The 17,174-nt window shown below is 66.7% G+C and carries 26 protein-coding genes; 7 read left to right on the top strand and 19 right to left on the bottom strand.

Features of this window, described 5'->3' with window-relative positions; all coding sequences use genetic code 11:
* Positions 1–95 precede the first annotated feature (95 nt).
* The 3 genes from leuC to AC07M8_RS00640 all read right to left on the bottom strand — a co-directional run bounded on the left by leuC (position 96) and on the right by AC07M8_RS00640 (position 3,575).
* A complete protein-coding gene (leuC, locus tag AC07M8_RS00650; protein ID WP_495172539.1) occupies positions 96–1,535 on the bottom strand; it encodes a 3-isopropylmalate dehydratase large subunit in 1,440 nt (479 codons plus the stop codon).
* Positions 1,536–1,597: 62 nt separating this feature from the next.
* Positions 1,598–2,524, bottom strand: a complete 927-nt coding sequence (locus AC07M8_RS00645; protein ID WP_495172538.1) for an alpha/beta hydrolase — start codon at positions 2,522–2,524, stop codon at positions 1,598–1,600.
* Positions 2,525–2,561: 37 nt separating this feature from the next.
* A complete protein-coding gene (locus AC07M8_RS00640) occupies positions 2,562–3,575 on the bottom strand; it encodes an HAD family acid phosphatase (protein ID WP_495172537.1) in 1,014 nt (337 codons plus the stop codon).
* A 96-nt stretch (positions 3,576–3,671) separates the two neighbouring features.
* Here AC07M8_RS00640 and AC07M8_RS00635 point away from each other — a divergent pair, with 96 nt between their 5' ends.
* The 3 genes from AC07M8_RS00635 to AC07M8_RS00625 all read left to right on the top strand — a co-directional run bounded on the left by AC07M8_RS00635 (position 3,672) and on the right by AC07M8_RS00625 (position 5,995).
* The gene (locus tag AC07M8_RS00635) at positions 3,672–5,318 is read left to right on the top strand and encodes a thiamine pyrophosphate-binding protein (RefSeq protein ID WP_495172536.1); all 1,647 of its coding nucleotides are present in this window, start codon (positions 3,672–3,674) and stop codon (positions 5,316–5,318) included.
* A 196-nt stretch (positions 5,319–5,514) separates the two neighbouring features.
* The gene (locus AC07M8_RS00630) at positions 5,515–5,724 is read left to right on the top strand and encodes a cold-shock protein (RefSeq protein ID WP_267395300.1); all 210 of its coding nucleotides are present in this window, start codon (positions 5,515–5,517) and stop codon (positions 5,722–5,724) included.
* 61 nt (positions 5,725–5,785) lie between these two features.
* On the top strand, positions 5,786–5,995 hold the full coding sequence (locus AC07M8_RS00625; RefSeq protein WP_267395301.1) for a hypothetical protein: 210 nt from the start codon (positions 5,786–5,788) through the stop codon (positions 5,993–5,995).
* Positions 5,996–6,049: 54 nt separating this feature from the next.
* Here AC07M8_RS00625 and AC07M8_RS00620 read toward each other — a convergent pair whose 3' ends face one another.
* From AC07M8_RS00620 to AC07M8_RS00605, 4 genes are all read right to left on the bottom strand, one after another.
* Entirely contained in the window at positions 6,050–6,610 is a 561-nt protein-coding gene (locus AC07M8_RS00620) for a pseudouridine synthase (RefSeq protein ID WP_495172535.1), read from the bottom strand.
* A 10-nt stretch (positions 6,611–6,620) separates the two neighbouring features.
* Positions 6,621–8,234, bottom strand: coding sequence for an NAD(P)/FAD-dependent oxidoreductase (locus AC07M8_RS00615; protein WP_495172534.1), 1,614 nt, complete (start codon positions 8,232–8,234; stop codon positions 6,621–6,623).
* Positions 8,235–8,414: 180 nt separating this feature from the next.
* Positions 8,415–9,665 (bottom strand): hypothetical protein, encoded by a 1,251-nt coding sequence (locus AC07M8_RS00610; RefSeq protein WP_495172533.1) that lies wholly within the window; start codon positions 9,663–9,665, stop codon positions 8,415–8,417.
* Between the two features lie 148 nt (positions 9,666–9,813).
* Positions 9,814–10,203 (bottom strand): thermonuclease family protein, encoded by a 390-nt coding sequence (locus tag AC07M8_RS00605; RefSeq protein WP_495172532.1) that lies wholly within the window; start codon positions 10,201–10,203, stop codon positions 9,814–9,816.
* Between the two features lie 54 nt (positions 10,204–10,257).
* Here AC07M8_RS00605 and AC07M8_RS00600 point away from each other — a divergent pair, with 54 nt between their 5' ends.
* Positions 10,258–10,452 carry a hypothetical protein gene (locus AC07M8_RS00600; protein ID WP_495172531.1) on the top strand — a complete coding sequence of 65 codons (195 nt, stop codon included), beginning with the start codon at positions 10,258–10,260 and terminating at the stop codon, positions 10,450–10,452.
* A 100-nt stretch (positions 10,453–10,552) separates the two neighbouring features.
* Here AC07M8_RS00600 and AC07M8_RS00595 read toward each other — a convergent pair whose 3' ends face one another.
* The 12 genes from AC07M8_RS00595 to AC07M8_RS00540 form a co-directional block, all read right to left on the bottom strand.
* Positions 10,553–10,693, bottom strand: coding sequence for a hypothetical protein (locus tag AC07M8_RS00595; RefSeq protein ID WP_495172530.1), 141 nt, complete (start codon positions 10,691–10,693; stop codon positions 10,553–10,555).
* A gap of 107 nt (positions 10,694–10,800) precedes the next feature.
* Positions 10,801–11,025, bottom strand: coding sequence for a hypothetical protein (locus tag AC07M8_RS00590; protein WP_495172529.1), 225 nt, complete (start codon positions 11,023–11,025; stop codon positions 10,801–10,803).
* Positions 11,022–11,150, bottom strand: a complete 129-nt coding sequence (locus AC07M8_RS00585) for a hypothetical protein (RefSeq protein WP_495172528.1) — start codon at positions 11,148–11,150, stop codon at positions 11,022–11,024. The genes AC07M8_RS00590 and AC07M8_RS00585 overlap by 4 nt, the downstream gene beginning before the upstream one ends.
* Positions 11,147–11,554, bottom strand: a complete 408-nt coding sequence (locus tag AC07M8_RS00580) for a hypothetical protein (RefSeq protein ID WP_495172527.1) — start codon at positions 11,552–11,554, stop codon at positions 11,147–11,149. The genes AC07M8_RS00585 and AC07M8_RS00580 overlap by 4 nt, the downstream gene beginning before the upstream one ends.
* Positions 11,554–11,985, bottom strand: a complete 432-nt coding sequence (locus tag AC07M8_RS00575; protein ID WP_495172526.1) for a hypothetical protein — start codon at positions 11,983–11,985, stop codon at positions 11,554–11,556. The genes AC07M8_RS00580 and AC07M8_RS00575 overlap by 1 nt, the downstream gene beginning before the upstream one ends.
* Positions 11,982–12,428, bottom strand: a complete 447-nt coding sequence (locus AC07M8_RS00570) for a hypothetical protein (protein WP_495172525.1) — start codon at positions 12,426–12,428, stop codon at positions 11,982–11,984. Before AC07M8_RS00570 ends, AC07M8_RS00575 begins: the two co-directional genes overlap by 4 nt.
* Complete coding sequence (locus AC07M8_RS00565) at positions 12,425–12,679, bottom strand: hypothetical protein (RefSeq protein ID WP_495172524.1); 255 nt, start codon at positions 12,677–12,679, stop codon at positions 12,425–12,427. The genes AC07M8_RS00570 and AC07M8_RS00565 overlap by 4 nt, the downstream gene beginning before the upstream one ends.
* Positions 12,679–13,086 carry a DUF968 domain-containing protein gene (locus AC07M8_RS00560; protein WP_495172523.1) on the bottom strand — a complete coding sequence of 136 codons (408 nt, stop codon included), beginning with the start codon at positions 13,084–13,086 and terminating at the stop codon, positions 12,679–12,681. Before AC07M8_RS00560 ends, AC07M8_RS00565 begins: the two co-directional genes overlap by 1 nt.
* Positions 13,087–13,089: 3 nt before the next feature.
* Positions 13,090–13,323, bottom strand: coding sequence for a hypothetical protein (locus AC07M8_RS00555; protein WP_495172522.1), 234 nt, complete (start codon positions 13,321–13,323; stop codon positions 13,090–13,092).
* Positions 13,324–13,437: 114 nt separating this feature from the next.
* A complete protein-coding gene (locus tag AC07M8_RS00550) occupies positions 13,438–13,854 on the bottom strand; it encodes an HIRAN domain-containing protein (RefSeq protein WP_495172521.1) in 417 nt (138 codons plus the stop codon).
* A 216-nt stretch (positions 13,855–14,070) separates the two neighbouring features.
* Positions 14,071–14,985, bottom strand: coding sequence for a hypothetical protein (locus tag AC07M8_RS00545; protein ID WP_495172520.1), 915 nt, complete (start codon positions 14,983–14,985; stop codon positions 14,071–14,073).
* Positions 14,985–15,653 (bottom strand): LexA family transcriptional regulator, encoded by a 669-nt coding sequence (locus AC07M8_RS00540; RefSeq protein WP_495172519.1) that lies wholly within the window; start codon positions 15,651–15,653, stop codon positions 14,985–14,987. Before AC07M8_RS00540 ends, AC07M8_RS00545 begins: the two co-directional genes overlap by 1 nt.
* A gap of 94 nt (positions 15,654–15,747) precedes the next feature.
* On the opposite strand from AC07M8_RS00540, the gene AC07M8_RS00535 reads away from it, so the two are divergent.
* From AC07M8_RS00535 to AC07M8_RS00525, 3 genes are read left to right on the top strand one after another with little or no spacing between them, the layout of a single operon-like run.
* Positions 15,748–15,960 (top strand): hypothetical protein, encoded by a 213-nt coding sequence (locus AC07M8_RS00535; protein ID WP_495172518.1) that lies wholly within the window; start codon positions 15,748–15,750, stop codon positions 15,958–15,960.
* Positions 15,957–16,127, top strand: coding sequence for a hypothetical protein (locus AC07M8_RS00530; RefSeq protein WP_495172517.1), 171 nt, complete (start codon positions 15,957–15,959; stop codon positions 16,125–16,127). The genes AC07M8_RS00535 and AC07M8_RS00530 overlap by 4 nt, the downstream gene beginning before the upstream one ends.
* A complete protein-coding gene (locus AC07M8_RS00525; protein ID WP_495172516.1) occupies positions 16,124–16,579 on the top strand; it encodes a hypothetical protein in 456 nt (151 codons plus the stop codon). The genes AC07M8_RS00530 and AC07M8_RS00525 overlap by 4 nt, the downstream gene beginning before the upstream one ends.
* Positions 16,580–17,174 lie beyond the last annotated feature (595 nt).

Below are 17,174 nucleotides of genomic sequence, written 5' to 3'. Positions count from 1 at the left end.
GGTCTTTACCGGGGTCGGCGATGTCCGCGCCGCGGCCACATAGGCGGCCACGCCGCTGAGCATGGCGCCTGCCACCAGCATCACCAGAACCTTCTTCACGCCGCTTCTCCCATCAAATCACGCACGTCGGCGAGCCGCCCGGTTACCGCCGCCGCCGCTGCCATCGCCGGCGAGAGCAGATGCGTCCGCGCTCCCGGCCCCTGGCGTCCCACGAAGTTGCGGTTCGACGTCGATGCACAACGCTCGCCGGGCGGGACTTTATCCGGGTTCATCGCCAGGCACATCGAGCAGCCCGGCTCGCGCCATTCGAAGCCCGCCGCGGCGAAGATCCGGTCGAGCCCCTCGGCCTCGGCCTGCCGCTTCACCAGACCGGAGCCCGGCACCACCATCGCCCGCACCCCGTCGGCGACATGGCGACCGTTGGCGACCGAGGCGGCGGCGCGCAAATCCTCGATCCGGCTGTTGGTGCAGCTGCCGATGAAGACGTGCTGGACGGCGACATCCTGCATCGCGGTGCCGGGGGCGAGGCCCATGTAATCGAGGCTGCGCTGGGCCGCGGCGCGCTTGGCGGGATCGGCGAAGCTCTCGGGCGAAGGCACCACGCCGGTGATCGACACCACGTCCTCGGGGCTGGTGCCCCAGGTCAGTGCCGGGGCGATATCAGTCGCGTCGATCCGCACGACCTTGTCATAGGTCGCGCCCGGATCGGTCGCGAGCGTGCGCCACCAGCCGACCGCCTTGTCCCATTCGTCGCCGTCCGGCGCCATCGGCCGACCCTTGAGATAAGCAAAGGTGACGTCGTCGGGCGCGACCAGCCCGGCGCGCGCGCCGCCTTCGATCGACATGTTGGCGACCGTCATCCGCCCCTCGACCGACAGGCCGCGGATTACCTCACCGGTGAATTCAATGACATGGCCGGTGCCGCCCGCCGCGCCGATCCGGCCCATGATCGCCAGGATCACGTCCTTCGCGCTGACCCCGAAGCCGAGGCTGCCCTCGACCCGCACTTCCATGTTCTTCGACTGGCTGAGCAGCAGCGTCTGGGTGGCGAGCACATGCTCCACCTCGCTGGTGCCGATGCCAAACGCCAGCGCGCCCAGCGCGCCATGCGTCGAGGTATGGCTGTCACCGCACACCAGGGTGGTGCCCGGCAGGGTGAACCCCAGTTCCGGACCAACGACATGGACGATGCCCTGCTCGGCGGCGATCGCGTCGATATAGTCGATGCCGAATTCTGCGGTGTTGCGGCGCAACGCATCGAGCTGTTGCGCGCTCTCGGCGTCGGCAATCGGCAGCAGCCGCCCGGCAGCGTCGACCCGCGGCGTCGTCGGCAGGTTGTGATCGGGCACCGCAAGCGTCAGCTCGGGGCGGCGGACGCGGCGGCCGCTGACGCGGAGCCCCTCGAACGCCTGGGGGCTGGTCACCTCATGGACGAGGTGACGATCGATGTAGATCAGACAGGTGCCGTCATCGCGCCGTTCGACGACGTGCGCGGCCCAGATCTTGTCGTAGAGCGTCTGTGGTCGGGAAGCCATGATCGGCGCGCGTTAACCGAAAGTTGCGCGCGAGCCAAGCCCGGCATCCCTGAAATGACCGGTCATTTGCTGTTGGGGTAGTGATCGGCGACGAGGATCCGGTCGAGAAAGCTCACGCCGTCCGCCAGGACCGGCGCCTTGCCGCGGAAGGGGCGCGACAGCGCCATCGCGACATTCTCATGGGTGAGCCCGGCATAGTCACGGAACACCACCGGTGCGCCGAGGCCGCGCAACCTGCGGTATAGATTGACCGCATTATAGGGGCGCACCTCGGTGTCGTGGCTGGCGGTGACGAGCAGCAGCGGCGGCGCGTCGGCGCGGGCGAAGTGGATCGGCTGGGTCAGCGCCGGGCTGGCGACCCCCTGCATCGCATCGATCGAGCGCTTCTTGTCGAACGGGTAGAAATCATAGGGCCCGCATAGCCCGATCGCCGCGCGGACGATGCGCGGGTCGACGCCCTCGGCGCGTAGCCAGCGCGGGTCGAGCGCGAGCATGACCGCATTATAGGCGCCCGCCGAATGGCCCGCGAGCGCGATCCGCCGCGGATCGCCACCGAAGCGGGCGACATGATCGCGGGTCCATCGCACCGCCTGCGCGCCATCCTGCAGGAAGGCGGGAAAGCGCACTCCCGGCACCTTGCGATAATCGGGCACCACCACGACGAAACCGGCCTTGGCGAAGGCGCGCGCCGCGAACGCGTAAGCAGCGCGGTCGCCGTTCACCCAGCCGCCGCCGTAGAAGAAGATCAGGACGGGCAAGCTGCCGGCCGTGGCCGCGGCTGTCGGTCGCCAGATATCGAGCGTCTGCCCCTCGGTGCCGAACGGCACCGCGCTCGCTGCCTCCTCGGCGCCCCAGCCGCCACCGGCCGCGGCATCCGCCCAGCTCAGCAGCCGCGGCGGCGACACCGCCTCGGCCGCGACCACCGCCAGCCCCGCGACGAGCGCCAGTGCCGCCATCGCGAGCCGTACGCCCCGCCGGCGTGGGATCATGCGCACATGCGTTGCACTGACAGGGTGGTCCGAGCGCTCACTGGCCGCTTGCCGCGCCGGGATCGATCCAGCGCTTGTCGAGCGGGAAGACATCGTCGAACCCGCCCTTCAGCGCGCTGCCGTACACCGGGTTGGGCAACACGAACCAGCCATTCCCCCAACGCTCGCCGATCGCCCCGGCATCGGCGGCGGCGCGGCGCTTCGCGGGCGAGGCGATCGCCGCAAACAGGTCGCTGAAATCGCCGAGCTGGTCGCCCGCCATCGCCACCACGCAATAACGCTGCGCGATGGTGGCGCGCCGGCCATCCTTGCCGCTGGATCCGTCGCGCAGGAATAGCGTCTCGCCAGGCGTGAAGCTGCCGAGCCCCGCCGCCTTCAATGCCGCCACCGTGCCGGCTGCGTTCGTCACATCGCGGTTGGAATTGATGATCACCGTGACGCCGGCGTTTCGCAGTGCTGCAAATGCCTCCACCGCGCCGGGAGCCGGCGCGACCGCGGCTGCGCCGGTCCGCTCCCAGCGGGTCCATTGCTCCGCGTCGAATGGGCCGGGGTGGCGCGCCGCCTTTTCCTCGGCGCCGAGGTTGAGCAGCACCGTCTCGTCCGCGTCGAACACTGCAGCGTGCGGCTTGATGCCGCAATCCACCCATGACGGCGCCGCCAGCGTCGCGTCCGGCGCCAGCACCACGCTGTGGCCGGCGTGCCGATCACGATCGGCAACCGCCAGTGCGGCAAGCCCGCGGAATGCCTGGCGGCTGAGCGCGGCGGCTTCGCCCGAGCCATAAAGGAATTGATAGCCCGACGGCACGGTGTCGCCAGCGCCGGAATGAGAGGCTGCCGCCGCGGACCCGCCCGACGGGGCGGGCAGCGCGGTCAGTCCGGTAAGCTGCACCTTCTGCCCATTGGCTTCATAAACCGTGCCCGCGCGCGGCAACGGCTGCGGCCGCGCTGCCTGCTGGCCGGCACATCCCGCCAGCGCCAGGGCCGCGCCGGCCATCAGCCCGGCTGTTGCGCGCCGCGCGCTCGTGTGTGCCGTGCCCGCGGTAATCGTCATCGCCATGTTCCTCATCAACCGGGCGATAACGCGGCGGATCATCCGGTCAAGCGAGCGCCACCTCGACTTGCGCGCGCGCCGGCGGCATGACGGGGCATGACCAGAACCGGTGGCCGCATCCTCGTCGATCAGCTCGTGGCGCAAGGCTGCGAGCGCCTGTTTACCGTGCCGGGCGAAAGCTTCCTCGCAGTGCTCGACGCGCTCCACGACACACCTGGGATCGAGACCGTGGTGTGCCGGCAGGAAGGCGGCGCGGCGTTCATGGCCTGCGCCGATGGCACCCTCACTCATCGCCCTGGCATCGCCTTCGTCACCCGTGGCCCCGGCGCGACCAACGCCTCGATCGGCGTCCATGTCGCGATGCAGGATTCGCAGCCGATGATCCTGTTCATCGGCGATGTCGATCGCGGCACCCGCGACCGCGAGGCGTTCCAGGAGGTCGATTTTCAGGCGATGTTCGCGCCGCTCGCCAAATGGACGGCGCGGATCGACGATGCCCGCCGCATTCCCGAATATGTCGCCCGCGCCTATGCAGTGGCCATGAACGGCCGTCCCGGACCGGTGGTGCTGGCGCTGCCCGAAGACATGCTGCTCGACCAAGTCGACGCTGTCGATCGGCCACGGGTGGAGCGGGTCGCGCAGGCCGCCGATATCGATGCAATCGCTGCGCTCGGGTTCATGCTGGAGAAGGCCGAGCGTCCAGTGGCGATCATCGGCGGCGCCGGCTGGGACGAGAAGGCGGCCCATGCTTTCACCGCCTGGGCCGAGCGGACCGGCATGCCGGTCGCCGCCGCCTTCCGCCGCCAGGACGCGGTTCCCAACGGCTCGAGCGTCTATGCGGGCAATCTCGGCTATGGCCCCAATCCCGAACTGCTCGCGCGGATCAGAGCGGCGGACGTGTTGCTGGTGCTCGGCGCGCGGCTCGGCGAGGCGACCACGGATGGCTATACGCTGATCACCCCCGATCACGCCGGCCAGCAGCTGATCCACGTCCACCCCGACCCGACCGAGCTCGATCGCACCTATCGGGCCGATCTGGCGGTCTGCGCGGGCATGGCCGAAATCGCCACTGCGCTGCCTGCGCTCGATCGGGCGCCGAGGCCCGACGGCGAGATTGCCCATGCGGCATGGCAGCGCTGGTCGACGCCGCAGCCGCGCGCGGGCGCCGCACTCGACCTTGGTGCCTGCGTCACCGCGATGCGCGAGGCGCTCCCGGCGGACACGATCATCTGCAACGGCGCGGGCAATTTCTCGAGCTGGTGGCATCGTTTCTGGGCCTATGCCGGCCCCGGCACGCAATTGGCGCCCACCGCCGGCGCAATGGGCTATGGCCTGCCCGCCGCCGTCGCCGCGGCGCTGCGTCATCGCGGGCGCAGCGTGGTCGCGCTCGCGGGTGACGGCGATTTCCTGATGAACGGTCAGGAACTCGCCACCGCGATCCAGCATGGCGCCGACCTGATCGTCATCGTCGTCGACAATGGCGCCTATGGCACCATCCGCATGCATCAGGAACGCGAATTCCCCGGCCGCGTCTCCGCGACCGCGCTCCGCAACCCCGATTTTGCCGCCCTTGGCCGTGCCTACGGCGCCTGGGCTGCGACCGTGGAGCAGACCGCCGACTTTGCTCCCGCCCTCGCCGCCGCGGTCGCCGCCGGCCCCGGCGTGAAGCTGCTGCACCTCAAGACCGACGTCGAGATTATAACCCCCGCGACGACGCTGAGCGCAGTAGGTCGCAAGCGATAGAAGGCGCCACGAACGAGGCTGCGACAGGCCGTTTCGCGGCCTCGCCTTGCAGAAAGCGGATAATCGGCCCATATGGTAGGTGCTACAGTCGCACATCGACGGTCTTCGGCGCTTTGCGGCTCCTACTTCCTTCCTTCCCTGCTGCCTTAGCGGCGTCGTTCGCCTTTCGAACGTGCGCAGTTGAAGGAATACCTACATGATTACCGGCACCGTCAAGTTTTTCGACGCCACCAAGGGCTTTGGCTTCATCACCCCCGACGAGGGTGGCAAGGACGCATTCGTGCACATCTCCGCCGTCGAGCGTGCGGGCATGTCCACCTTGGCGGACAACCAGCGCGTCAGCTACGATCTCGAAGAGGATCGCCGCGGCAAGATGGCGGCGGTCAACCTGCAGCCTGCAGACTGATCTACCGGCGGCGGCCCCATCCGGGGCCGCCGTTCTTCTTTCCAGACGACGAGGTTCCACTATGTCCGGTGATGCTGAATTCTTCCGCAAGCAGGCGAACCTCGAGCGGGCCAATGCGGCGAGCGCAACGCTGGACAATGTCCGCGACCGCTGCGATCGCGCCGCAAGTTCCTGGGAGGCCATGGCCGTTCGCGCCGAACGCACCCAGACAATGCGCCAGGAGCGCGAGGCCGCCCCGCGCATCATGCCGGTGGTCGCCGCCGCATCCTGAGGCAAGACCGAGCCTCACCAGCGGCTCGTTTCTTCTTCCTTCCTTCGCGGACGTCTAGCCCGCCTCCTCGCGCCGCCACTCACCCGGCTCGATGCCGGCTACCGTCCACTCCCCGATGCTCCATCGCACCAGCCGCAAGGTCGGATGACCGACGGCGGCGGTCATGCGCCGCACCTGGCGGTTGCGACCCTCGCGGATCGTCAGCCTCAGCCAGCTGTCGGCGACGCTCTTGCGCACCCGGATCGGCGGATCGCGCGGCCACAATGCCGGATCCTCGATCAGCGCGGCCTCGGCGGGTCGCGTCACACCGTCCTTGAGCGCGACGCCGCGTCGCAGTTGCGCCAGACTGTCCGCGGACGGCACGCCTTCCACCTGGACGAGATAGGTCTTGGCGAGCTTGAACCTGGGATCGGCGATCCGCGCCTGCAGCCGACCATCGTCGGTCAGCAGCAGCAGCCCCTCACTGTCGAGGTCGAGCCGTCCCGCCGAATATACCCCCGGCACCTCGATATAGTCGGCGAGCGTTGCCCGCCTGGTGTGGTTCGGTGCGCCGGTGCCGTCGGTGAACTGGGTCAGCACGTTGAACGGCTTGTTGAACAGGATCAGCTGCGCCACGCCGCGTCCCTCACGCGCCGAGGCTCAGCGCCAGCGCCTCGGCGACCTTGATCCCGTCCACCGCCGCGGACAGGATGCCGCCGGCATAGCCTGCCCCCTCGCCCGCCGGAAACAGCCCTGTGGTGTTGAGGCTCTGGAGGTTGTCGCCGCGGGTGAAGCGCACCGGCGAGGAGGTGCGGGTCTCGACGCCGGTCATCACCACGTCCGGATGGTCGTAGCCCGGGATCTGGCGGCCGAACACCGGCAGCGCCTCGCGCATCGCCGCGACCGCAAAATCGGGCAGGCATTGCGCGAGATCGGTCGGCGTCACCCCTGGCCGGTATGACGGCACCACCGTGCCGAGGCTCGTCGAGGGTCGCCCCGCAAGGAAGTCGCCGAGCCGCTGCGCCGGCGCCTTGTAGCTCGAGCCGCCGGCCACGAACGCCAGCGATTCCCAATGCCGCTGCAGCGCGATGCCGCCGAGCGGGTCACCCGGATAGTCGCGCTCGGGATCGATCGCGACCACCAGCCCTGAGTTGGCGTTGCGCTCATTGCGCGAATATTGGCTCATGCCGTTAGTGGCGACGCGGCCCTCCTCCGAGGTCGCTGCCACCACCGTGCCGCCCGGGCACATGCAGAAGCTGTAGACGGTGCGGCCGTTCGAACAGTGATGCGAGATATGATATTCCGCGGCGCCGAGGATGTCGTTGCCCGCATCGGCGCCGAACCGCGCGCGATCGATCCAGGATTGCGGATGCTCGATCCGTACGCCGAGCGAGAACGGCTTGGCCTCGGCATGAACGCCGGCCGCATGGAGCATCTCGAAGGTGTCGCGGGCGCTATGGCCGATCGCGAGCACGACGCGGTCGGCTTCGAGATAGTCGCCGGTGTGAAGGTGAAGACCGCGGATCCGTCGCCCGCCATCGGCGGCGGTATCGATGTCGAGCCCGTCCACCCGCTGCTCGAAGCGATACTCGCCGCCGAGCGCCTCGATCGTCGCGCGCATGCTCTCGACCATCGTCACCAGCCGGAAGGTGCCGATATGTGGGTGCGCCTCGGTGAGGATTTCCGGCGGCGCGCCGGCCTTGACGAATTCGGTCAGCACCTTGCGGTCGAGAAAACGATTGTCCTTGATCCGGCTGTAGAGCTTGCCGTCGGAGAAGGTCCCTGCCCCGCCCTCGCCGAACTGGACGTTCGATTCGGGGTTGAGCACGCTGCGCCGCCACAACCCCCAGGTGTCCTTGGTCCGCTCGCGCACCACCTTGCCGCGATCGAGGATGATCGGCCGATAGCCCATTTGCGCGAGGATCAACCCGGCGAACAGGCCGCACGGCCCCGCGCCGATCACCACCGGGCGCAGCGCCGCGCCGCTCGCCTGGGCTACAGGGCGATAGCGGGTATCGGGTGTACGCCCGACGTTGCGGTCCTTGCGGAAGCGGGTGAGCACCGCCTCCTCGTTCTTGACGTTGACGTCGACCGAATAGACTAATTGGATGTTGGTCTTGTCGCGGGCATCGTGCGCCCGGCGCGCGATCACATGCTTGACCAGCTCGCGCGGCGTGATCCGCAGCCGCTTGCAAATGGCAGCGGGCAGAGCCTCGTCCGGGTGATGGAGCGGCAGCGTCAGTTCGGTGAGGCGTAGCATGGCGATGCGGAAAAATGGTGCACCCGACTGGATTCGAACCAGTGGCCTCTGCCTTCGGAGGGAAGAGGATTGTAGGAATTCAGCCGTTTTGTGCACGAGGTTGAGTGCATCCCTGCCGGAACAAGCCCAGAACACGGAGTGAACATTGGGCTAAGACACCGGAGCGACACCGGAGTGCCTTTAGTCGGCATGGGCGGGGTTCGCAAACGCTCCGGGGGCAAGCTTCTCAATCGCATCGATGATTTCCTCGGTGACCTCGAGCGCGCGGCCGAGATAGCCGGTGTCGAAGGGGGCATAGGTGTCGGATGTGGACGGCCGGCGGTGACCCAGCATGATCTGCCCCTCGATCCAGTCGCGCTCGCCGAGCTTCTGTCGGGCAAGGTGCGCCATAGATCGTCGGATGAGCTTGAGACCGCCCTCGCCATCGCCGGGCAGGCTCAGGCTGGCCTGCATGGCTTCGAAGGCCTTTCGCACCGAATCGACGGACACCCAGAAGCGGCTGCCGTTGGCGTCGAGCAGCGGCGCGACCTGGCGCGCGATCGGAACGATGGGCCGGTACTTCTTCGTCTGCGGCCGCCCGCGGGGGTTCAGGTTCAGCGCGCGCGCGTTGCTGTGCCACTGATCGCGTTTCCGATCGGTCGAAACGTCGTGCGCAGCATCCGGCCGGCTCCACGTCGCCACGCTGATCTGCAGGAAGCGGTGCAGCTGCGCGCGCTCCCGGCGGCGGCGGGCGGCGGCCTTCTCGGTGTCTCCCGGCTTGGCCTCCGGTTCCACGCAATAGCGGAACATGGCCGCAATCGTCTTCACGTCCGCGCGATAGCCCGGCGTCCGGCTCACCTCCGACGGCGGCTTGGCGGCGAACGCGGCCGGATAGAGCGTGTCCTTCCGCCCATGGGCGAAGTTCACCACCGCGGCGAGCTGCCGCACGCTGGCCTCGACTGTCCCCGGGGTGCGCTCGCGCTCGGCGCCGCTGGCCGAGCGGATCGGCACCTCCATCGCCCACTCGCGGAAGGCATCGATCCAATCCTCGTCGACATCCTCGCACGCGGTCGCTAGGCGATCGGTGTCGGCAAGATAGTCGGTGACGTGGGCGAGCCGCGGCTTGATCGAGCTGTAGCTGGACCGCGCCTCGCGGGCGACGAGATAGTCGGCAACGGCGGTGGTGAGCAGGTGGCGGGCACCGGCGCGGAGAAGCTGACCGCAGGCGTGGCAGACGGCCTGGCCGCGCTCACGCTGCAGATAGAGGCGGTCTAGTTCGTCCTCCGCCTGTTGGACGTCCTCTGTGCCCGTGCTGCGGCTGCGGTTACGTCCTGCGTCGGCGTCATACCAGAGGATCTGGATGAACGGGCTTCGAAGTGATCCGTCTCGTCGTCGGTCATAGGCGAGACGGTATTTCCCCCGCGCGTAGAGCCCTTGATCCTGCTGCTGCATGCTTCCCTCTGGGCCTCGGCGGCCTTCATCAAGATCAGTTCGCCCACGCCAATCGCGTTGAGCACGTCGAGGGCATCCGCCTCGATCCGGATCCCCTTCCCCTTGTCAGTCTGCCGCGCCCAGTGGCGCGCGAGATCCGCGATGCTGGTCATCGACATTCTCCCATATGATATTGGCGCCAGTACCGATCCCAGCGCACGGCGGCGCCGGCGGCGATCGCGGCACAGGACAGGCTGCGGCCGTCCGCCAAGGTGCAGCGCGCAACCACGCGCTGATAGCTCTTGCCCATCGGCTGACATGTGAGCCGCTTTCCGAGGACCAGGGCAGAGACAATTCGTTGGGCCTGCGCGGCGGCGCGGTCGTCGCAGGTATAACTCGCCCGGCGCGCGGCCGGGCGACGGCATGGCTCGGCGCTGGTAAAATCCGGCGCCTGAATGCCAGCCACGCGGATCCTCTCGCCTGAAGCGCACCAGAGTGGCCCGTCGCCATCATGTACTTTAACAACCTGGCAGATGAAGGGTGGCGCGGTAACGATCATGCGTGCGAGCTTTCTTTCACCGAATCAGCTTCCCGCTGATCGGAGGAGGATGTGATGACAAAGCTTGCTTTCACGGCCCTAACCGTTGCCGCGCTGTTTACGGCCCCCGCCATGGCAGCTCCCTGCCGCGACGCGCACGGCAAATTCATCAAGTGCGCCGCGGCGAAGCCCGCAGCTGCGACAAGGTGCAAGGACGCCAAAGGCAAGTTTGCGAAGTGCAGCGCTGCCGGCGCTAAGCCGATCCACTGAGCACGGCAGGGGACGGGCCGGGAGCCGTCCCTCTGCCATCGCCGCCGGAGCCGGCGCAGGGTCCCCGCTTTGAGCTGACCATTCGTGGTGTGTGTCTTTGTCATGCGGCTGGATCGGCCAAGGCGCGGGCGATGTGGTTCGCATAGACGCCGACCGCCTTCCAATAGACTGCCATGGGTGCCTTGTGGGTGCGCCAGCTCTTGTCGGCTCGGGCGCGAGCATCGTTTCGCAGGTCGAGCATAACCGCTCGGAGAGCGCCGCGCGCGTCCTTCGGCAACGCCTGTACTGCCGACGCCGCGGGCAGCAAAAGGATCGGATTGCGAACCTCCGCTTTTATCGACCGCCCCGTCACGCTCCAAGCTCCCGATCAACGGTGTTGAAGGGAGGAGCAGGCCGGCGGCGGAAGAACTGGACAAGCCGGTCCCAGCGGGCATCGAGAGCGGACAGGTCTACCGGTTCGTCGAAGTAGCGGCCGGCGGCGCGCTGGGCCCGGTCGCGGCGGATCATCACCGTTCCGTAGCCGCAGCCGATCAGGGCCACCCCGAACAGCACGGCGGGCAGCCAGGCGATCACTCGCGCACCATCTTGCCGCAGTGGTCGCACGGGCCGGTGCGATCACCGGGGCCTGGCCCCTCGAGCGCGCTGGCGTGGTGCTGGTGGCGATCGCCGCGCACCCAGGCAAACAGACGAGCAATCATGCCGCCACCTCGGCAATATGACCGGCTGAGTTATCGATCACTGATATCGAATTTGTCCGGGTAATAGGACAGCGCCGCAGGCTTGTTCGTCCGCCCGCTTCGGCCCCATTGCTGACCTCGCCAGGCGACCGAATGAGCGCCGGTGTAGAGGAGCTGAAATGGTCACTGAAGTCGTGATGGGATGGGTTGGTATCTCGTTCGCAGCGGGTGCTGCTCTCGCGATGCGCGGATACCTGATGCGCGGTTTCACTAGCGCCTACTGAGGAAGGAATGGGGTGGCCGCACATCGCGGCCACCATCGCGTCCCAGTAATTCGCTACCGTATCAATTATCGTGTAACCTGCCACGGCTGCGACGCCGCCCAGGCACAGTACGCCGATGGCATACTCGAGGTGAGCCACCATTATCGTTGCTCCTTGAGAGAGAACGCCTGCGGCTTCCGGTATGGGTAGGAGACCCAGCCGTCGGACAGGACGTATTTGTGGGCGCCGTTGGGCGCGATGACCTTCACCCGGCCGTCGGCGCGGGTGACGCCGAGCAGCGGGCACTCGAAAGCGAACACCTCGGGCATGTCCATGTCGCCGCGGTAGATCTCGATCTTGAGCGCCTGGCGCTTCACCAGCATCGACGGCGCGGTCGCAATGTCGCGGCCAAGCCGGATCAGCTCGCGCTGCTGCTCGTCGGTGAAGCGCTCGCCTCCGACCCAGCCCAGCGGCCCCTGCTCCGCACCGATAAGGCTACCCCACCAGTAGTAGGTGCCCGCCTTCGACGGCGAGTAGAGCATCGTCAGCGGCTGCCGGCCTACCGGTTCCTTGTTGGGATCCTGGTTGTTCATGACCGACTCGCCTCGAGATAATCGACGGCGCGCGCCGCGGCCGTGGCGCGCTTGGCGGCCACGCTGGCGAGGTGCTGGACGGCGACGAGATCGGCGTTGAGCTCGGCGCGCTCGCGGCCAGCATATTCACCGACGATGCGAACGACGTTGAGCAGCTTGTCGAGCGACACCGGCCGGCGACCGCGAGCTTTGCTGCGCGCCTTCTCGGCCTCGACGACGAGCAGCATGAGCGCCCACGGGTCGAGGTTGAGCTGGTCTGCCTTCAGCTTGAGCCGATCGCGCAGCTCGCCACGCTCGTGAAGCATGCTGGTGAGCTGCGGGTACCGGGCGACGCTATCGGGATCGAGCAGCTGGTCTTCGATCTGCCGGATGCGGCGCACGGGCCACTGCAGATCCTCAAGCGCCTGCTCGAGGTCGGGGTCGATGATCGGAGCCGCGGTCACGCCACCGTCTCCGACCAGCCGCCATTCGGCCCCTGGTGCCGCGCGAGAACGGTCACGACGCTGCGCCCATCGATGACGAGGCGGTCACCGGTTGCCAGCTTGACGACCTTGCAGCCGAAGTCCGCAGCGATGCAGACCGCGCGAGCATGCGAGCGGATCTCCGCCTCGGCGCGCTCATAGTCGGCGCGAGGGTCCACCCGCTGCATCCAGCGATTCACGGCATACTTGGTGACGCTGATGAAGTGAGCCATCATGCCACCTCACCCGAGGCGGCGAGATCACGTTCCCAGGCGAGGCGGCCGCGCCACTCCTGCCAGTAGCGCGCGGCGAGCGCCGGCGCGTCCTTGCCCGGCAGCGACTGCTCGAACCGCGGCCAACCGTGGTTATGCTGGCGCCGATGGCACTCGTTGCAGAGCGGGATGCAATGGCGGTCGGCCGCCTTGGTGCCGGTGCCCTTGGCGTCCCGCGTCCCCTGCCCCGCATGGTCGACATGCGCGGCGATGATGGGGTTGGCATCTGACCAGACGTGCATGCAGCCCGCGCACGGCAGCTTCCGCAGCCAGCGCTTGAACTCCTCGGCGCACTTCCACGCTGGGCGACCGGCACGCTCGGGACGCCGGGTCCGAAAAGCCGAGCGAGGGATGAACTGGCCGCGCATGGCTCAGGCCGCGAACAGCAGCTGAGCGCAGCGCGCCAGGCGCACGGTGCGCAGGTCGGCCAGCGCCGCGGCAAGGTCCGCCCCCTGCCCTTGGATCGACGCCCCGTTGACGTGCGCATGCACGGTCCACAGCTCGCGCCCATTCACATGCTGCATGCTCATCGAGCAGCTGCCGGTTGCACCGGCAAGGCGACGGATCGCCTCTTGCGTCACAGCGACTACATCGTTGTTGGACAAGGTCGGAACTCCTCATCACCGTCTGCGGCCGCACGGCGCGGCGCTAAGGCTGATGAGGAGGAATGTGCATTGCGTGCACAGCTACGTCAAGCAACAATGTGCATTTTCTGCACATTATTCTTCGTAGATCGGATCCGGCCAGAACCCGTCGCCGTCCGGTGCCTCCTGCACAACAGGATGCCGCGGCGCGGTGAAGCGAGAGGTGTTGGTAAGATCGACGATTGGCTCGCTGCCATCCAAGGTGACGCGGATCCACGGCCCGGCGGGAGAGAAGCCCTGAAACACGGCGCGCACCGTCGCGCCGGCTTTGAACTGCCCGATCAGCAGCACCGCGCGCACGGATGCGACATAGCCCAGCTGGACGCCACGGCAGGAGTAGACCGCGATCGCGTTCTCGTCGGCGGGGTTCTTGGGCTCGGGACGCAACTCGATCGGCTCGCCTGGCTTGAGCAGCTCAAGCTCGAAGCGGCGGGTCGGTCCCTTCTTGTTCGGGAACTGCGTTCCCACAATCGCTAGGCTCAAGGTTTTCATCAATCATCGCCTTTGAACGTCTCGCGTTATCTGCCATTGGCCATCCGTGTGCCGCTAATGCCGATTTTAGGTCGCCTCTTTACGCTATTGCGTGACCCTGGCGTCGCGTTGCCTGCGGCCGCGATCGCGACTGGTGTGGCGGCTTGGACGACGAGGCACGTGCTGGCGGGAACGCTGATCGGCGGCGCTGTGACCATTATTGGCGCCGCTGTTTTGCTAGTCCAGCGTAAGCGGGCGACGCACAGAGGTTCGCTGCGGTCTCGGCGATAGCACTCGAGTGATCTTGCGAGTTCGAGCTTGAGGCTCCCAGATCTGCCCCTCGAGCTGCTCTGCCCACTCGATCTCAACGCGCATCTCGACACCCTCTTGGATGGTAATCGGGATGGTGCCCTCGCGTATAGCCTCAAGGAATGAGTCATCCGCCATTCTCGCCGAGAACGTCAGTCCGTCGCGCTCAAATTTCCAACTCATCGGCGCTGACTTCATGGCCGGATGGGTGACCACCACATCCCAAACCTCTTTCCTAAGTCGCTCGTGGTTGGCTTGCTCCTGCACAGCCCACATACCGCTGCGTTCTGCGAACTGACTGTGCGGGACGGTCACTAGGGCATCGCTGTCGTCGCCCTCCTTGATACTGATGCCGATGACGCTCGGATCACGAGAGACGGTCTTATAGAATTTCTGAACGCTAGTTCTGACCGCTGGTACTTCCTGCACGCGAACTTGCTCGTGGTGCAGACGCTCTCGACCAGCAGGGCTCAGCTTGACCGTGGCGTCGGGAAGGGTGAGCGCCCCCACCCATGCAGCAGCGATTCCCGCGGGCGTACCCAACACGGTGGCAACTACCAGCTTTTTGATGCGGGGGAATTCCGCCAAAGCATCGGCAGGCGGGCCTATTATTTTATCTTCGATGAAGCGAAGCCCAGCGCGAATCCTCAGGCTGCCGACTTCCATCCCGATCAGATCGACCGAGACGTCACTCCCGGGGTCCATGGCTAAGTTGGCTGCTCGGACAGCACCAACCCAAGCGATCAAAGCTTCCGCCGCTATGAGCGCGTCTGCATGTTCACCAGGTTTGAGATCTAGGGTGAGGATCAATTCATCCTCGTCCAACAAACCTGGCTCCAGCATTACAGCTCCCTAGCGAACCAGATCACCCTACCTTCGATCCGGACGTCGGCAGCATCTACCTCAAAGTCTGGTACTAAAGGGTTATCAGACCCGATGTGCAGCTTCTCCTGCCCGGCGGCTCGAAGCCGCTTGATCCCGTGCATCCCCAGATAATCGATCCAGTAGATGCCGTTGATCCGGGAGAGTTGGCGCTCGTTGATGTCGACAAGAACCTGGTCGCCGGTGCGCAGGGTAGGCTCCATGCTATCGCCGATGCCCTTCACCAGCCGCAGCCGATCGGTGGGCGTGCGGGTGATGGCCTGAATAAACCCGAGGCTGATCCTCACCGGCTCGCCGTCGACGAAATCCTCTATGAAGGTGCCCGGCCCCATCGACAGTGAAAGGTCGAGCGCGATGATCTCGGCGGTGTCGTCGTCATCCCGCGCCGACGGCGTCGCAGGCGCGCGCGCCGCGGCCGGCTGCTCGTCCGACAGGCCGGCGCGGAACAACACCTCGTCACGAGTGACGCCCAGCAGCTGGCCGACGGCGTCAGCTCGGCGGGCGTTCATGGTGACCTTGCCGTTGGCCACCTTGTTGGCCACGGAGCGCTCAACGCCCAGCGCTTCGGCGAGCGCCGCGTCTGTTACGCCTCGGTCCTTCTTGCGGGCCTTGAGCCAGTCCACGTCCATGTGCCTATCATGCACAATCTGGCTAAATTCGTCGTGCGCATATCCTGCACACATAGCGCTTGACGGCTGTGCACCAGATGCACATACTGCAGTCATGATCACGCCGCTCGACACTTACATGAAGAAGGCGGGCATCGGCGATGCCGATTTCGCCGTGCGCATCAAACGCGATCGCAGCATGGTCAGCAAGCTGCGCCGCGGCGTGCTGCGTCCGACACTGGATATCGCGGCGGCAATCGAAGCCGAAACGGCTGGTGCAGTGCCGATGCAGGCTTGGGTCGGCGCTGCCGAGCAGGTCGCGGCATGACCAACCAGATCCCCGGTCTCCTGGTCGGATTCGTGCTTGGCGTGCTCGCCATGGCTCCTGCCCTGGTGGTGTGCCTCTGCAACGATCGCCCGAGCGACGGTCAATCTGATGCCTCTATCGGCGGTAGCGAGTGTGCTGCTGTCCATGACCATGGAGATGCAGCATGAACGGCCCTTCGTCGTCGGCTGATGGCGCAATCATCGGACCTGATCGGGTCCGTAACGACTTTCAGGACATTCTTCGCACCGCCCAGCGCCGCGGCTGGACCGACGAGAAGCTGGAAAGCCTCTCGGGCGTCAACGCGCGGACGATCAAGGGCTACCGCATCGACAGCCGCGAGCCGAGCGCCTCGGCAGCGCTGAGCATCTGCGTGACCCTCGGGAAGTGGGCGATGAACGTCTACCTTGCCGCGGCAGGTTACCAAGGTGCGCCGCTCGACGAGGCGGAAGGCATGCAGCCCTGCGCCGTTGTGGGCGATGTGGCGCGCGGCCTGGCCGTGATCGCCGCGGCCGCCAGCGACAATCGTTTCGACCACACCGAGCTTCCCGGCGTCACCGACGCGGCCGACCTGATCATCGAGACGGTCTTCCCGCTATCGCGCGCCGGCCGAGCAGCCTGAGGACTAAACCAGCGGGCGCGCCCCGCCAGGAGTAAGCATCATGGACGTCAACAATAGCGCGGGGCCAGCTAAAGCTGGTTCTGCGACAGGATCGATGTGCGCGCTAACAATTGGCTCGCATGCCGCTGAAGGTTCTGCCAATGGCGCGGCGCCCCTTATTCCTTTTGGGGCACCCAAACTCCCTTCTTGCATGGAGGGGGCACCTTCCGGCCGCGCCCCGCTCTTGGGGAGCTACCGCGGCGCGGCCGTCTTTTTTGTGCAGCACAGCCGCCAAATCCGGCTGACGCCTGCGAAGCACGTCGCCTTTACCAATAATCAAGAACCTCGCGGTACAGCTACCGCACTGGCTGAGGATTACTCCGGTCCCATTCAGCCTGGTGTGTGCAACACTGCCGGTCGCGCGCCCCTCCCCTCCCAGGCCGCGACTGGCTGTTTTGCGCGCGCTAATCGCGGCTCGCATCGCCGGTTACATTCTGTAACAACGCCGCCGCCCGAGTCAGCAATTGGGCGCTCCCTCTCTTCCGCTGCAGGCGGAATTGAGACTTCCGGCCGCGATCCGCTTCTGGGGAGAACGCGTGAGCGCGGCCGGATTTTT

It is taken from the genome of Sphingomonas sp. GW821-FHT09E03 (assembly GCF_059416225.1).
Note: the sequence above shows the minus strand (reverse complement) of the source record. Positions and strands in the feature narration are given on the sequence as shown.

Coding starts and splice junctions, on each gene's coding strand:
- leuC (WP_495172539.1), bottom strand. CDS start 1,535: ATGGCTTCCCGACCACAGACGCTCTACGACAAGATCTGGGCCGCGCAC.
- AC07M8_RS00645 (WP_495172538.1), bottom strand. CDS start 2,524: ATGATCCCACGCCGGCGGGGCGTACGGCTCGCGATGGCGGCACTGGCG.
- AC07M8_RS00640 (WP_495172537.1), bottom strand. CDS start 3,575: ATGACGATTACCGCGGGCACGGCACACACGAGCGCGCGGCGCGCAACA.
- AC07M8_RS00635 (WP_495172536.1), top strand. CDS start 3,672: ATGACCAGAACCGGTGGCCGCATCCTCGTCGATCAGCTCGTGGCGCAA.
- AC07M8_RS00630 (WP_267395300.1), top strand. CDS start 5,515: ATGATTACCGGCACCGTCAAGTTTTTCGACGCCACCAAGGGCTTTGGC.
- AC07M8_RS00625 (WP_267395301.1), top strand. CDS start 5,786: ATGTCCGGTGATGCTGAATTCTTCCGCAAGCAGGCGAACCTCGAGCGG.
- AC07M8_RS00615 (WP_495172534.1), bottom strand. CDS start 8,234: ATGCTACGCCTCACCGAACTGACGCTGCCGCTCCATCACCCGGACGAG.
- AC07M8_RS00610 (WP_495172533.1), bottom strand. CDS start 9,665: ATGCAGCAGCAGGATCAAGGGCTCTACGCGCGGGGGAAATACCGTCTC.
- AC07M8_RS00605 (WP_495172532.1), bottom strand. CDS start 10,203: ATGATCGTTACCGCGCCACCCTTCATCTGCCAGGTTGTTAAAGTACAT.
- AC07M8_RS00600 (WP_495172531.1), top strand. CDS start 10,258: ATGACAAAGCTTGCTTTCACGGCCCTAACCGTTGCCGCGCTGTTTACG.
- AC07M8_RS00595 (WP_495172530.1), bottom strand. CDS start 10,693: ATGCTCGACCTGCGAAACGATGCTCGCGCCCGAGCCGACAAGAGCTGG.
- AC07M8_RS00585 (WP_495172528.1), bottom strand. CDS start 11,150: ATGATTGCTCGTCTGTTTGCCTGGGTGCGCGGCGATCGCCACCAGCAC.
- AC07M8_RS00580 (WP_495172527.1), bottom strand. CDS start 11,554: ATGGTGGCTCACCTCGAGTATGCCATCGGCGTACTGTGCCTGGGCGGC.
- AC07M8_RS00575 (WP_495172526.1), bottom strand. CDS start 11,985: ATGAACAACCAGGATCCCAACAAGGAACCGGTAGGCCGGCAGCCGCTG.
- AC07M8_RS00565 (WP_495172524.1), bottom strand. CDS start 12,679: ATGGCTCACTTCATCAGCGTCACCAAGTATGCCGTGAATCGCTGGATG.
- AC07M8_RS00560 (WP_495172523.1), bottom strand. CDS start 13,086: ATGCGCGGCCAGTTCATCCCTCGCTCGGCTTTTCGGACCCGGCGTCCC.
- AC07M8_RS00550 (WP_495172521.1), bottom strand. CDS start 13,854: ATGAAAACCTTGAGCCTAGCGATTGTGGGAACGCAGTTCCCGAACAAG.
- AC07M8_RS00545 (WP_495172520.1), bottom strand. CDS start 14,985: ATGCTGGAGCCAGGTTTGTTGGACGAGGATGAATTGATCCTCACCCTA.
- AC07M8_RS00540 (WP_495172519.1), bottom strand. CDS start 15,653: ATGGACGTGGACTGGCTCAAGGCCCGCAAGAAGGACCGAGGCGTAACA.
- AC07M8_RS00535 (WP_495172518.1), top strand. CDS start 15,748: ATGATCACGCCGCTCGACACTTACATGAAGAAGGCGGGCATCGGCGAT.
- AC07M8_RS00530 (WP_495172517.1), top strand. CDS start 15,957: ATGACCAACCAGATCCCCGGTCTCCTGGTCGGATTCGTGCTTGGCGTG.
- AC07M8_RS00525 (WP_495172516.1), top strand. CDS start 16,124: ATGAACGGCCCTTCGTCGTCGGCTGATGGCGCAATCATCGGACCTGAT.